This window comes from Chromobacterium sp. Ag138 (genome assembly GCF_055181315.1).
The window spans coordinates 2,158,519-2,172,572 of the sequence record NZ_JBUPWA010000001.1; the positions used below are offsets into that span (position 1 = coordinate 2,158,519).

Genomic DNA, 14,054 nt, shown 5'->3' on the forward strand with positions numbered 1-14,054 from the left:
CATTACACAGAATTTAGTGGTCAAAATGCCAATTGGACCTGACAATGGAATGTGAATAACACCAAAACACCATAAGCACGCTGCTGACAGGAACGGCCGGCCGCTCCGGCCCGACCGCCCGAGCCAAGGGTAACCTTGAAGAGAGAATGGATGATCATGCAATCTATGTACGACCAGTCCTCGAATCCCCCGACAACCCCCGACGAACCGGCTCCCGCCGCCCCGCAGGCGGCCACCACGCGCCAGTTGCTTAACCTCAACGAGCGCGGCCAGAACGGGTTGTATCAATACTTCATCGAGCACGACACCAACCGCATCCTGCAGCACCTGGACACGCTGCGCGGCATGGCCTTCACCCGCGACGCCGAAGACGGCCAGAGCGGCCCCACCGAGAAGCCGTTTCCCTCGGTCTGCCTGATCGGCCTGGGCCGCTGCGGTTCCAATATCGCGCTGGACGTGGCCACGCTGGTGTACAACGCCCGCAAGTTCTACCTGAACGAATTCAACCAGGACGACAAGAGCGCGCCCGAGCAGGAGCAACGGCCGCGGCGCTGGATACGCCGCAACCTGCTGTCGCAGCACAAGGAGGCCAAGCCGGCCTTCCTGATCGAGCCGATGGTGATGCTGGGCGATCTGGACAAGGACATCAAGGGCCGCATCCGCTTCTCCCGCCGCGGCGAGCAGGGCGACTTCATCAACAACTACAACAAGCTGAAGATCATGGACCTGGCCGAGGTCCACGCCGGCGGCGCCGGCAACGCGCCCATCCTCGGCCAGTATTTGGCCAAGATCATCCTCAACAAGGACACGCTGAGCTTCTCCGACCCGGACTGGACGCTGATCCACTCCTACCTGGTGGACTCCTGCGGCATCAAGGCCAACCAGTCGCGGCTGTACTTCTACATCTTCAGCGCCGGCGGCGGCACCGGCTCCGGCATGGCGTCCGAGTTCGGCCTGGCCCAGCAGTACGCCTACATGAGCAAGACCTTCGAAACCCGCAACGAAGGCAAGGGGGATCCGGGCGACGACTACGGCTTCGTGTTCGAGCCCATCTTCACCAGCGGCATCTGCATCCTGCCCAACATCTCCGGCCAGCACGCCGAGGGCTCGGAGGCGCTGCACATCAACGCCGGCCGGCTGCTGTGCAAATACCTGTCCGAAGAGTGGGACTTCTCCTACAACTTCGACAACGAGGAGGCCGGCGCCGAGAGCGTGATGCGCCGCATCCGGCCGTGGAACGCGATGATGCTGATCTCCAACGACATCATGCGCTACGCCGAGGAGAGCGAAGGCGGCAACATCGAGCATCTCGACGTCAACGCGATGGAGCGCCACGCCAACCAGTACATCTCGCAACAGATCTTCAACATCCTGACCGCGCAGGCCGTCACCAGCGACTACGACGAGAACTACTTCCTGCGCGCCGGCATCGACATGGGCGAGACGATACGGCTGGACGCCAACGACCTGTTCATGAGCCTGGCCGGCCCGGTGGCGGTGGCCTACGCCGAGTCGGTGGTGTCCGATCCGCTGGGCTCGGACGGCTTCGTCAACAAGCTGGACATCGACGATCTGTTCTACCGCTCGATCGACCTGCCGCACTTCAACCAGCAGACCCAGGCGATAGAGGGCATCAGCCTGCTGCCGATCGAATCGGCCAATTACCGCGCGGCGCTGGCAGACTACAAGCAGTCCGGCTACTCGGCCGACAAGCTGAACCAGCTGTTCTTCTTCCAGAACTGCTCGTCGGTGGTGGCCATCCTGTCGCTGCCCAAGGGCTACAAGCTGTCCTACCTGGACCTGAACCGGCTGAAGCGCCACCTGAACGACCTGTTCCCCAGCACCACGCTGAAGCGCTACGCGCTGGTGATCGGCGCGTCCACCAACCTGTCGCTGACCACGCTGGTCGCCAAGAGCCCCTGCCTGAGCGACGACTTCCTGACCCTGATCGTCGCCTACATCAAGCGCTGCTTCGCCCACGGCAACCACCGCTTCGACGACAGCCTGGACAACGTGATTCTGGACCTGATCACCGCCGACACCTTCGACGAGACGGTGCTGGAACGCTTGCTGAACGAGTACGAGAACCCGGCCAAGATCCTCGACACCAACTGGTTCGCGATCAAGCCGATGTACGAGAAGAAGTACCGCGAGCTGATCCGCGACAGCAAGAAGTTCGTGTCGATCAACGACATCCGGCTGACCCGCGAGCATGTGCAGAAAGCGGTGTGCTACCTGCGCGAGATCTACCGCCACCGCATCGGCAAGACCCGGGTGGTTTCGCTCAACAGCTACGCGCGCAAGCATCACGCCTGACCGCGCCTCACGCTCGCCCCAACCCCGCCCCGCCTCGCACGCGGCGGGGTTTCTACTGGCTAAAACAGTAAAGTAGATTATTTTTTCATTAGCCAGCCGAAAAACGTCAAAGCCATCGCCGCCTGGCCGTTTAGCACTGTCCGGACGCGAAATATGCCGATGCGCTGCGCGCGGCGTCCTCGCATCACTCATTAACAAAACCCGAGCGCAAGCAGGCATCACCCGGCCGCAGAACGCCTTCGGACTGACATAAGCTGCAACAAGGCATGGCGCGGAGCGCAACGACCGCGCCGCCGAGACGCCCGGACCGGGATATCTGCGCCGGGGCTACGCCGCCCGGATGCGGCAAGCTGAGGAGAGGACGCGCCGTTCAATATGTGGATCGTCGAAACGGCCCTGAAACGGCCCTATACCTTCATCGTGATGGCCATCGCCATCCTGCTGGCCACCCCGCTGGCGATCATGCGCACGCCGGTGGACGTGCTGCCGGAGATCGACATCCCGGTGATCAGCGTGATCTGGGGCTACGGCGGCCTGGCGCCGCAGCAGATGGCCGACCGCATCACCCAGACCCACGAGCGGGTGCTGACCACCACCGTCAACGACATCGAGCACATCGAGTCGCAGTCGCTGGCCGGCATCGCCATCATCAAGATCTTCTTCCAGCCGGGCGTCAACATCCAGACCGCCATCGCCCAGGTGGTGTCGGTGTCGCAAGCGGTGGTCAAGCAGATGCCGCCCGGCGCCACGCCGCCGCTGGTGATCAAGTACACCGCGTCCAGCGTGCCGGTGATCCAGATCGGCATGGCCAGCAAATCGATGTCGGAACAGGACGTGTTCGACGCCGCGATCAACACGCTCAGACCGCAGCTGGTGACGATACCGGGCATCGCCATCCCCTATCCCTACGGCGGCAAGGTGCGGCTGCTGTCGGTGGATCTCGACACCCGCGCCATCGCCGCCAAGGGCCTGACCCCGGCCGACGTGATCAACGCGGTCAACAGCCAGAACCTGGCGCTACCCTCCGGCACCGCCAAGATCGGCGGCACCGAATACAACGTCGAGCTGAACGGCTCGCCGGACACCATCGCCGGGCTGAACGACATCCCGGTGCGCTCGGCCAACGGCGCCACGGTGTTCCTGCGCGAGGTGGCCCACGTGCGCGACGGCTTCTCGCCGCAGACCAATATCGTCAAGCAGAACGGCCAGCGCGGCCTGATGATGTCGATCTACAAGAACGGCGGCGCGTCGACGCTGGACGTGGTGGGGCACCTGAAGGAAAAACTGCCGGGCCTGCTGCCGCTGCTGCCCAAGGATCTGCATGTCAGCCTGCTGGCCGACCAGTCCGTCTTCGTCAAGACGGCGGTGCAAGGCGTGATCCACGAGGCGCTGCTGGCCGCCGCGCTGACCGCGGCCATGCTGCTGCTGTTCCTCGGCAACTGGCGCACCACCTCCATCATCGCCGTCTCCATCCCGCTGTCCATCTTTTCGTCCATCGTCGCGCTGCACATGGCGGGCGAGACCATCAACGTGATGACGCTGGGCGGCCTGGCGCTGGCGGTGGGCATCCTGGTGGACGACGCCACGGTGACCATCGAGAACATCGAACGCCACCTGCACATGGGCTCGCCGCTGTACACCGCCATCCTGGACGGCGCCGGCGAGATCGCCGTGCCGGCCTTCGTCTCCACGCTGTGCATCTGCATCGTGTTCGTGCCGATGTTCTTCCTGGAAGGGGTGGCGCGCTATCTGTTCGTGCCGATGGCCGAGGCGGTGGTGTTCGCGATGCTGGCCTCCTACGTGCTGTCGCGGACGCTGGTGCCGACGCTGGCGCTGCTGCTGATGGGCCATCGCCGCCACGATGGCCGCGCGTCGGCGTGGATACACCGCGCGCACCGGGGTTTCAACGCCCGCTTCGAGCGGCTGCGCGAGTGGTACGTGCGCCTGCTCAGCCACCTGCTGACCCGCCGCAAGCGCTTCGTCGCCGTTTTTCTCGGCTTCTGCCTGGCCTCCTGCGGCCTGTACCTGCTGTTGGGCCGCGACCTGTTCCCCGAGGTGGACACCGGCCAGATCAAGCTGCACGTGCGCGCCCCCACCGGCATCCGCATCGAGGACACCGCCATCCTGGCCGACCAGGTGGATGCCGAAATCCGCAAGGCGATCCCGCCGGAAGACCTGGACGCCATCATCGACAACATCGGCCTGCCCTACAGCGGCATCAACCTGTCGTACAGCAATTCCGGCACCATAGGCACGCTGGACACCGACGCGCTGATCTCGCTCAAGCACGGCCACCAACCGAGCGCCGGCTATGTCGCCGCGCTGCCGACCAGGCTGGAGCGCCGCTTCCCCGGCGTGGAATTCTTCTTCCAGCCGGCCGACATCATCACCCAGATCCTCAACTTCGGCTCGCCGGCCGCCATCGACGTGCAAATCGCCGGCAAAAGCCAGGCCGACAACGCCGCCTTCGCCGGCCGGCTGCTGCGCCGCATCCAGGCGATTCCGGGCGCCGCCGACGTCCACGTCCACCAGCGGCTGGACGCGCCGTCGATCCGGCTGGACATGGACCGGACCCGGCTGCAGGGCATGGGCATCGCGCCGTTCGACGTCGCGCAGAACCTGCTGCTGCCGCTGTCCGGCAGCCAGCAGACCCAGCCGGCGTTCTGGCTCAACCCGGCCAACGGCATCGTCTACAACCTGCAAGCGCAAACGCCGCAGTACCGGATCTCCACGCTTGACCAGCTGCTGCAACTGCCGGTTAACGCGCCGGGCAGCCGCGGCGCCGGCGCGCAGACGCTGGGCAATCTGGTCAGCGCCGCGCCCGGCCGCGAAGCCGCCATCGTCACCCGCTACAACATCCTGCCGTCGATAGACATCTACGCCAGCGCGCGCGGCCGGGACCTGGGCTCGGTGGCCGCCGCGATCCAGCAGGCGATCCATGAGGAAGAGCCGCATCTGCCCAAGGGCAGCCATGTCGCGCTGCGAGGCCAGGCGGAGACGATGCGCTCGTCTTACATCGGCCTCGGCGTCGGCATTCTCGGCGCCGTCGTGCTGGCCTACCTGCTGATCGTGGTGAATTTCCAGTCCTGGCTCGACCCCTTCATCATCATCAGCGCCCTGCCCGCGGCGCTGGCCGGCATCGCCTGGATGCTGATCGTCACCGGCACCGACCTGTCGGTGCCGGCGCTGACCGGCGCCATCATGACCATGGGCGTGGCCACCGCCAACAGCATCCTGGTGGTGTCGTTCGCGCGGCATCGGCTGCGGGACGGCCTGCCGCCGCTGTCGGCCGCGCTGGAGGCCGGCGCCACCCGGCTGCGGCCGGTGCTGATGACGGCGCTGGCGATGATCATCGGCATGATCCCGATGGCGATCGGCATCGGCGCAGGCTCGGAACAGAACGCGCCGCTCGGCCGCGCCGTGATCGGCGGCCTGCTGTTCGCCACCGTCTCCACCCTGCTGTTCGTGCCGGTGGTGTTCGCCAGCTTCCACCGCTGCCTGGCGCAACGCAAACAACACGCGGCGGACGCGGCAGCCGTCCCCGCGCAGGACGCTTGACATGACCGACCCACGCCACGCCCGCCAGGGCCTGCCGGAACTCGACTTGCGCCGCACCCGCCGCGGCGAGGTGGCGCGCAAGGCGCGCGTCGCCGCCATCATCGCCGTCGCGCTGCTGCTGGCCGGCCTCACCCGCACGCTGCTGGTGCGCCGCGCCGACGCCGAGGCGCTGGTCCGCGAAGCCGCCCGCCATGCCGCGCTCACCGTCAGCGTGGTCACGCCGCGCCAGGGACACGGCGAGGCCATGCTGACGCTGCCCGCCACGCTGCAAGGCATGGCCGAAGCGCAGATCTACGCCCGCACCAACGGCTACATCAAGCGCTGGCACAAGGACATCGGCCAGCGGGTGAGGAAGGGCGAGCTGCTGGCCGAACTGGACATCCCCGACATCGACAAGCAAGTGCAGGAAGCCCAGGCCAATTTCGGCCTGGCCAAAACCGCCTACCTGCGCTGGAAGACGCTGCGCGCGCAGAACGCGGTGTCGCAGCAGGAGTTCGACGAAAAGCAGGCCGCCTACCGGCAGACCGAGGCAGAGCTGAAACGGCTGCGCGACCAGCAGGACTTCGCCCGCATCGTCGCGCCGTTCGACGGCATCGTCACCCGCCGCAATGTCGACACCGGCAGCCTGGTCAACGCCGGCAACGGCGGCAGCGCGCAAGCGCTGTTCGCCACCGCGCAGATCGACAAGCTCCACCTGTACGCCTACGTGCCGCAGTCGCGCGCCGCCGACATCCGCGTCGGCGACACCGTGCGCCTCTCGCGCCAGGAAGCGCCAGGCCATCCGGTTTCCGGCAAGGTGGCTCGCACCGCCGGCGCCATCGACCCGTCCACCCGCACGCTGCAGGTGGAGGTGGTGGTGGCCAATTCCGGCCACGGCCTGATGCCCGGCCAGTACGTCGACGCCTCGTTCAAGTTGCCCGCCGGCGACAGCCTGACCCTGCCCACCAACACGCTGCAGTTCGGCGCCGAGGGCAGCCGGGTGGCGCTGGTCGGCGCCGACGGCAAAGTCCATCTGCAGCCGGTGGCAGTCGGCACCGACTACGGCCACGAGGTGGAAATCCGCGCCGGCCTGAAGCCGAACGACCGGGTGATCGTCAATCCGCCGGATTCGATCAACGACGGCCAGCCGGTCAGCGTTGTCGCCCCGGCCCGTGGAGACTAAGCCGATGCGCGCGCCCTCCCCGCTGGCGGCTGCCGCCGAACGGCGCCGCAGGCGGCGCGCCACCAGGATAAGGCCGACGCCGCCAGCCTTGGTCCGCTCAAGGCGCTGGGCGGAGACGGGCATGTCGATTCGCCCGACAGATAGTGCTAATCAATAAACTGCATATAGCAATAAAACTGCTACAAATAACAGAACGGGCCGGCGGGCTCAGCTCCGCCGCCTGCCGGTTTGCCGCAACGGTCTGGTTGCATTCGCGCCCTGCAACGCCCAGCCTCCGCGCCCCAGGCTCCGGCTTGCCCCGCAAAAGCCATGTCAATAAGGTGGTCATTACCTCCTCATCGGAGTAGCATAAAAGAATAAAGATTCAGAAATAAAATCCACTTGGACTATCCGTTCGCCTCCTGCAGCGCGGATACTCTGGAGGAAAGACGATGCAAGTCACCCGACGCCAGCTGTTCAAGCTGACCGCCGCGCAGCTGGGCGCATCCAGCCTGGTCGCCATGGGCTTCGCCCCTCAGCTGGCATTGGCCGAAGTGAGGCAGTTCAAACTGATGGGCGCGCGCGAAACCCGCAATACCTGTACCTACTGTTCCGTCGGCTGCGGCCTGATCCTGTACGGGCTGGGCGACGGCGCCAAAAACACGCACGGCGAGATCTACCATATCGAGGGCGATCCGGATCATCCGGTCAGCCGCGGCTCGCTTTGTCCCAAGGGCGCCGGCCTGCTCGATTTCATCCACAGCCCCAAGCGGCTGAAATACCCGGAAGTGCGCGAGGCCGGCAGCGGCGAGTGGAAGCGAATCAGCTGGGATGAGGCGATTTCCCGCATCGCCCGGCTGATGAAGGACGACCGCGACGCCCACATCGTCGAGAAAAACGCCGCCGGCGTGCCGATCAACCGCTGGCTGTCCACCGCGATGCTGACCGCGTCGGCCGGCTCCAACGAAACCGGCATCATCTCGCAGAAATTCATCCGCAGCCTGGGCATCGTCGCCACCGACGCCCAGGCCCGCGTCTGCCACGGCCCGACGGTGTCGGCGCTGGCCTCCACCTTCGGCCGCGGCGCGATGACCAACAGCTGGGTGGACATCAAGAACGCCGACTTCATCCTGGTGATGGGCGGCAACGCCGCCGAGGCGCACCCGGTGGGCTTCAAGTGGGCGATAGAGGCGAAGAAGACCCGCGGCACGCGGCTGATCGTGGTCGACCCGCGCTACAACCGCACCGCCTCGGTGTCCGACCTCTACCTGCCGATCCGCGTCGGTTCTGACATCGCCTTCCTCGGCGGCGTGATCAACTGGCTGATCACGCACGACAAGATCCACTGGAACTACGTCAAGGCTTACACCAACGCCGCGCTGATCGTGCGCGACGATTACCGCTTCGACGAAGGCCTGTTCTCCGGCTACGACGCCGCCAAGGGCAAGTACGACAAGAGCAGCTGGAACTACGAGCTGGGCGACGACGGCTACGCCAAGACCGACCCCACGCTGCAACACCCGCGCTGCGTCTGGCAGCTGTTGAAGCAGCACTACTCGCGCTATACGCCGGAAATGGTCAACACCATCTGCGGCACGCCTGTGAACGGCTTTTTGCAGGTGTGCAAGGAACTGGGCGAAACCGCCCGCCCGGACCGGGCCGGCACCATCCTGTACGCGCTGGGCTGGACCCAGCACACCACCGGCTCGCAGAACATCCGCACCATGGCGATGATCCAGCTCTTGCTCGGCAACATCGGCATGCCCGGCGGCGGCGTCAACGCGCTGCGCGGCCACTCCAACATCCAGGGCCTGTCCGACCTGGGCCTGCTGTCCACCAGCCTGCCCGGCTACCTGACGCTGCCGAGCGAAGCCGACCACCCCGACCTGGCGACGTATCTGGCCAAAACCACGCCCAAGACCCTGCAGGCCAACCAATTCAACTACTGGAGCAACACCCCCAAATTCTTCGTCAGCCTGATGAAATGGATGTGGGGCGACAACGCGAGCAAGGAAAACGACTGGGGCTACGACTGGCTGCCCAAGTGGGACAAGATGTACGACGTGCTGCACATGGCCGAGCTGATGTACCAGGGCAAGATGAACGGCTTCATCGTGCAGGGCTTCAACCCGCTGGCCAGCTTCCCCGATGCCGCCAAGGTGACCGAGGCCTTCTCCAAGCTCAAGTACATGGTGATCATCGACCCGATCGCCACCGAGACCTCCACTTTCTGGCAGAACCACGGCGAAGCGCACGACGTCGACCCATCCAAGATCCAGACCACGGTGTTCCGGCTGCCGTCCACCTGTTTCGCCGAGGAGGACGGCTCCATCGTCAACTCCGCGCGCTGGCTGCAGTGGCACTGGAAAGGCGCCGAGCCGCCGGGCGAGGCCAGGGGCGACAACGAGATCATCGGCGAGCTGTTCGTCGCCATCCGCGACCTTTACCGCAAGGAAGGCGGCAAGCTGGCCGAGCCCATCTTCAAGACCAGCTGGGCCTACCGCGATCCCAAAGCCCCGACGCCGAGCGAACTGGCGATGGAAATGAACGGCAAGGCGCTGGCCGACCTGCCGGACCCGGCCGACCCCGGCAAGATACTGGTGAAGAAGGGCGAGCAGATTCCCGGCTTCGCCGTGCTGCAGGACGACGGCCGCACCGCCTGCGCCTGCTGGATCTTCTCCGGCTGCTGGCCGCAGGCCGGCAACCAGATGGCGCGCCGCGACAACACCGACACCGGCCTCGGCAACACGCCGGGCTGGTCGTGGTCGTGGCCGGCCAACCGCCGCATCCTGTACAACCGCGCCTCCTGCGATCCGGCCGGCAAGCCGTGGGACCCCGCGCGCAAGCTGATCAGCTGGAACGGCGACAAATGGGTGGGCGGCGACGTGCCGGACTTCAAGGCCGACGCCGCGCCGGACTCCGGCATGCTGCCCTTCATCATGAACCCCGAGGGCGTGGGCCGGCTGTTCTGCGCCGACAAGCTGGTGGACGGCCCCTTCCCCGAGCACTACGAGCCGATGGAAAGCCCGATCGGCACCAATCCGCTGCACCCCAAGGTGGTGTCCAGCCCGGCGGTGCGGCTGTTCGACAGCGACAAGAAGCGGCTGGGCACGCATAAAGACTTCCCCTACGTCGGGACCACTTACCGGCTGACCGAGCACTTCCAGTTCTGGACCAAGTCGGTGCTCTTGAGCGCCATCGCCCAGCCCGAACAGTTCGTCGAGATCGGCGAGGCGCTAGCCAAGGAGAAAGGCATCGTTCAGGGCGACATGGTCAAGGTCAGCTCCAACCGCGGCTTCGTCAAGGCCAAGGCGGTGGTCACCAAGCGGCTGATGGCGCTGAAGGTCAACGGCCAGACCGTGCACCAGATCGGCATCCCGCTGCACTGGGGCTGGGAGGGCGTGGCGCGGCCGGGCTACCTGACCAATGCGCTGCCGCCCGCGGTCGGCGACTGCAACACCCAGACGCCCGAGTACAAGGCCTTCCTGGTCAAACTGGAAAAACTGTAAGGAGCCGCCGCCATGCCATTGCAATCCCTGGATATCAAGCGTCGCTCCGCCAGCCCGACCGAAAGCCCCAAGGTCCGCCAGACGCTGGAAGTGGCCAAGCTGATCGACACCTCCACCTGCATCGGCTGCAAGGCCTGCCAGGTGGCCTGTTCCGAGTGGAACGACATCCGCGAGGAAGTCGGCCACAACATCGGCGTCTACGACAACCCCACCGACCTGTCGGCCAAGGCCTGGACGGTGATGCGCTTCGCCGAGGAGGAAAGCAACGGCAAGCTGGAATGGCTGATCCGCAAGGACGGCTGCATGCACTGCGCCGACCCCGGCTGTCTGAAAGCCTGTCCATCGCCGGGCGCCATCGTGCAGTACAGCAACGGCATCGTCGATTTCCACCAGGAAAACTGCATCGGCTGCGGCTACTGCATCGCCGGCTGTCCGTTCGACATCCCGCGCATCAGCAAGGAAGACAACAAGGCCTACAAGTGCACGCTGTGCTCCGACCGCGTCGCCGTCGGCCTGGAGCCGGCCTGCGTCAAGACCTGTCCCACCGGAGCCATCCAGTTCGGCTCCAAGGAAGACATGAAGGAAGTGGCGGCGGAACGGGTGGCCGACCTGCAGCGGCGCGGCTATCAACATGCCGGCCTGTACGACCCGCAAGGCGTCGGCGGCACTCACGTGATGTACGTGCTGCACCACGCCGACAAGCCGGAGCAGTACTCCGGCCTACCGGGCAACCCCGAAATCAGCCCCACCGTGCAGTTGTGGAAGGGCTTGCTCAAGCCGCTGGCGACGATAGGCATCGCCGCCGCCGGCCTGTTCGGCTTCCTGCACTACATCACCGTCGGCCCCAACCGCGCCGATGGCGATGAAGAAACCGAAACGCGCGAGGAGGACAAGCGATGAAGGAAAAACTGCTGCAACGCTACAGCGCCGCCGAACGGATCAATCACTGGATCGTCGCCATCTGCTTCGTGCTGCTGGCGCTGTCCGGCCTGGCGCTGTTCTACCCGGCCTTCTTCTGGCTGACCGGCGTGTTCGGCACGCCGCAGCTGGCGCGGATGGTGCACCCCTTTGTCGGCGTGCTGATGTTCGTCGGCTTTTTCATCCAGTTTTTCCGCTACTGGCGGCGCAATCTGGTCAACGGCCAGGACATCAAGTGGATGCTGGCAGTGAAGGACGTGCTGCGCGGCCATGAGACGGTGGAAGTCGGCAAGTACAACGGCGGCCAGAAGGCGATGTTCTGGATCATGACCCTGTGCGTGGCCACCATGCTGGTCACCGGCATCATCGCCTGGCGCCAGTACTTTTCCGGCTATTTCCCGATCCCGGTGGTCCGCGTGGCGCTGCTGCTGCACGCCTGGGCCGCCACCCTTCTGATCGCCAGCATCATCGTCCACGTCTACGCCGCGCTGTGGGTGAAGGGCACGATACGGGCGATGGTGGAGGGCGTGGTCACCCATGCCTGGGCCAAGAAGCATCATCCGGGCTGGTATAAGGAAATGACGGGGAAGAAATAGCGAGTGTCCGCTGCGCGGACGACATGTTTAGGTGCCGGTTCCGCCCGGCAGACGGGCCAGGGGCTGAGCGGCCAGCCCCTTGGCAATCCCAGGCCGCCCCAACAGCGCGGCGAAACCCCAGCCCCAAACCCATTCCCAAGGAGCCGCCGGAACTAGCGGGGCGCTAACGTCGCCCCGCGTCGAACAACCGGCGTCTTAAAACCTTAGAAATGGCTTTGGAGCCGGCTTGCGCTGATGGGGAATCAGCCACGTCGACTCGATCCTAGCGTCGATAAAGATCGATTTCTTACGATGTAAATGGCAAACAATCTCAAAGCCTCAATATCAACCATGACACCCACCCAACCCATCCTCCCCGCCGAGCAGATCCGCGCCGGCGACGCCCCGCTGATGAGCCCGGCCGTGCTGCGGCCGCCGGCCGACATCTTCGCCCGCCGCGCCGCGCGGCTGCTGCAACTGGCCGACAGCCACGCGATGGCCGATTTTCTGCGGCTGTGCGCCGCCATCTGCCAGCAGCAGCAGGCATTGCACGACGCGTCCCGGCTCGATCCCCGCGCCGCGCTGGAGAAACTGGCCCAGGCGCTGGAGCCGCAGCTTCCGGCCCCGGTTCAGGCCGCGTTGGAGCCCTTGCTGGCGCAGGACGCCGCCGCGCTCAGCCGGCTGGCCGAGCATCTGATCAATGGCGACTATCCGGCCGACGGCCCCTTGTTCGCCGCGCTGCCGCTGCTGGGCGCCGCGCTGCAGGCGCAAGCCACCCGCAGCATCCGCCAACGGCCGCTGCCGGAGCCGCAAAGCCAGGACTCGCGCTGCCCATGCTGCGGCGGCCTGCCGCTGGCCTCGCTGCTGCTGCGCGGCGACAGCGGCCACGCCCAGCGCTACGTGATGTGCTCGATGTGCAGCCACGCCTGGCCGGTGGGCCGGGTGCGCTGCCTGGCCTGCGGCAACAGCCGGGATCTGCATTACTACTCGCTGGCGGCGCAGGACCATGTCCCCGCCGCCCCCGACCATCAGCAGCCCCACCAGGAACGCGGCGCGCGCGAAGTGGAAGCCTGCGGCGAGTGCCATGGCGCGCTCAAGCAGATCTCCCTGCTGCTGGACGCCGGCGCGGAGGCCGGCGCCGACGACCTGGCCAGCCTGGCGCTGGACCTGCTGGCCGGCGAGGCCGGCTTCGCGCGCATCGGCTTCAATCCGCTGTTCCTGCCCGGCCGGGAGTCCGTCTGAGCGGCCATCCGCACTTGAGCCGCGGCCCCCGGCGCGAGATACTTGCCGGCAAACCGCCAATCAACCGCATGGATACCCGCATGACCCATCGCATCGTATTCGTCGAAGACGACGCCGACCTCGCCGAACTGATCAGCGATTTCCTGTCCCGCCACGAAATGGAAGTGGTGATCGAACCGCGCGGCGACACCGCGCTGGACACCATCGCCCGCGAAGCGCCGGACATGGTGCTGCTGGACATCATGCTGCCGGGCAAGGACGGCCTGTCGATCTGCCGCGAGCTGCGGCCCAAGTTCGACGGCCCCATCATCATGCTGACCTCGCTGGACAGCGACATGAACCAGATCCTGGGGCTGGAGCTGGGCGCGAACGACTACATCCTGAAAACCACGCCGCCGTCGGTGCTGGTGGCCCGGCTGCGCGCGCAGCTGCGCAATCTGCGCCCGGCCCAGCCCGCCGAGGCGCAGCCGGCCAAGGGCTCGCGCAAGGCGGTGTTCGGCCAGCTGTCCATCGATCCGGTCAGCCGCGACGTGGTGCTGGCCGGCGAAAAGATCCCGCTGTCCACTTCCGACTTCGACCTGCTCTGGCTCTTGGCCAGCCACGCCGGCGAAACGCTGAACCGCGACCTGCTGCTGAAGCAAATGCGCGGCGTCGACTACGACGGCCTGGACCGCAGCATAGACGTGGCCATCTCGCGGCTGCGCAAGAAGCTGGGCGACAACCCCAGCGAGCCGTTCCGCATCAAGACCGTGCGCAACCGCGGTTACCTGTTCTCGCTGTCCGGCTGGGAGTAAG

Annotated in this window: 8 protein-coding genes; all 8 read left to right on the forward strand. The window is 66.0% G+C overall.

Annotated elements, in window-relative coordinates:
- The first annotated feature begins 150 nt into the window (after positions 1-150).
- Positions 151-2,316, forward strand: coding sequence for a hypothetical protein (locus ACY3GB_RS09935; protein ID WP_463088576.1), 2,166 nt, complete (start codon positions 151-153; stop codon positions 2,314-2,316).
- Positions 2,317-2,691: 375 nt separating this feature from the next.
- Entirely contained in the window at positions 2,692-5,874 is a 3,183-nt protein-coding gene (locus ACY3GB_RS09940; RefSeq protein WP_463088577.1) for an efflux RND transporter permease subunit, read from the forward strand.
- Position 5,875: 1 nt separating this feature from the next.
- Positions 5,876-7,036 carry an efflux RND transporter periplasmic adaptor subunit gene (locus ACY3GB_RS09945; RefSeq protein WP_463088578.1) on the forward strand — a complete coding sequence of 387 codons (1,161 nt, stop codon included), beginning with the start codon at positions 5,876-5,878 and terminating at the stop codon, positions 7,034-7,036.
- A gap of 431 nt (positions 7,037-7,467) precedes the next feature.
- Entirely contained in the window at positions 7,468-10,524 is a 3,057-nt protein-coding gene (fdnG, locus tag ACY3GB_RS09950; protein WP_463088579.1) for a formate dehydrogenase-N subunit alpha, read from the forward strand.
- 12 nt (positions 10,525-10,536) lie between these two features.
- Entirely contained in the window at positions 10,537-11,424 is an 888-nt protein-coding gene (gene fdxH / locus ACY3GB_RS09955) for a formate dehydrogenase subunit beta (protein WP_463088580.1), read from the forward strand.
- Positions 11,421-12,038 carry a formate dehydrogenase subunit gamma gene (locus ACY3GB_RS09960; RefSeq protein ID WP_463088581.1) on the forward strand — a complete coding sequence of 206 codons (618 nt, stop codon included), beginning with the start codon at positions 11,421-11,423 and terminating at the stop codon, positions 12,036-12,038. The genes fdxH and ACY3GB_RS09960 overlap by 4 nt, the downstream gene beginning before the upstream one ends.
- 330 nt (positions 12,039-12,368) lie before the next feature.
- Positions 12,369-13,259 carry a formate dehydrogenase accessory protein FdhE domain-containing protein gene (fdhE, locus tag ACY3GB_RS09965; protein ID WP_463088582.1) on the forward strand — a complete coding sequence of 297 codons (891 nt, stop codon included), beginning with the start codon at positions 12,369-12,371 and terminating at the stop codon, positions 13,257-13,259.
- A gap of 80 nt (positions 13,260-13,339) precedes the next feature.
- Positions 13,340-14,053, forward strand: coding sequence for a two-component system response regulator RstA (gene rstA / locus ACY3GB_RS09970; RefSeq protein WP_463088583.1), 714 nt, complete (start codon positions 13,340-13,342; stop codon positions 14,051-14,053).
- The last annotated feature ends 1 nt before the right edge of the window (position 14,054 follow it).

What these genes read in the sequence shown, in the direction of transcription:
- ACY3GB_RS09935 (WP_463088576.1), top strand. Translation starts at nt 151, where the DNA reads ATGATCATGCAATCTATGTACGACCAGTCCTCGAATCCCCCGACAACC.
- fdxH (WP_463088580.1), top strand. Translation starts at nt 10,537, where the DNA reads ATGCCATTGCAATCCCTGGATATCAAGCGTCGCTCCGCCAGCCCGACC.
- rstA (WP_463088583.1), top strand. Translation starts at nt 13,340, where the DNA reads ATGACCCATCGCATCGTATTCGTCGAAGACGACGCCGACCTCGCCGAA.
- ACY3GB_RS09960 (WP_463088581.1), top strand. Translation starts at nt 11,421, where the DNA reads ATGAAGGAAAAACTGCTGCAACGCTACAGCGCCGCCGAACGGATCAAT.
- fdnG (WP_463088579.1), top strand. Translation starts at nt 7,468, where the DNA reads ATGCAAGTCACCCGACGCCAGCTGTTCAAGCTGACCGCCGCGCAGCTG.
- ACY3GB_RS09945 (WP_463088578.1), top strand. Translation starts at nt 5,876, where the DNA reads ATGACCGACCCACGCCACGCCCGCCAGGGCCTGCCGGAACTCGACTTG.
- ACY3GB_RS09940 (WP_463088577.1), top strand. Translation starts at nt 2,692, where the DNA reads ATGTGGATCGTCGAAACGGCCCTGAAACGGCCCTATACCTTCATCGTG.
- fdhE (WP_463088582.1), top strand. Translation starts at nt 12,369, where the DNA reads ATGACACCCACCCAACCCATCCTCCCCGCCGAGCAGATCCGCGCCGGC.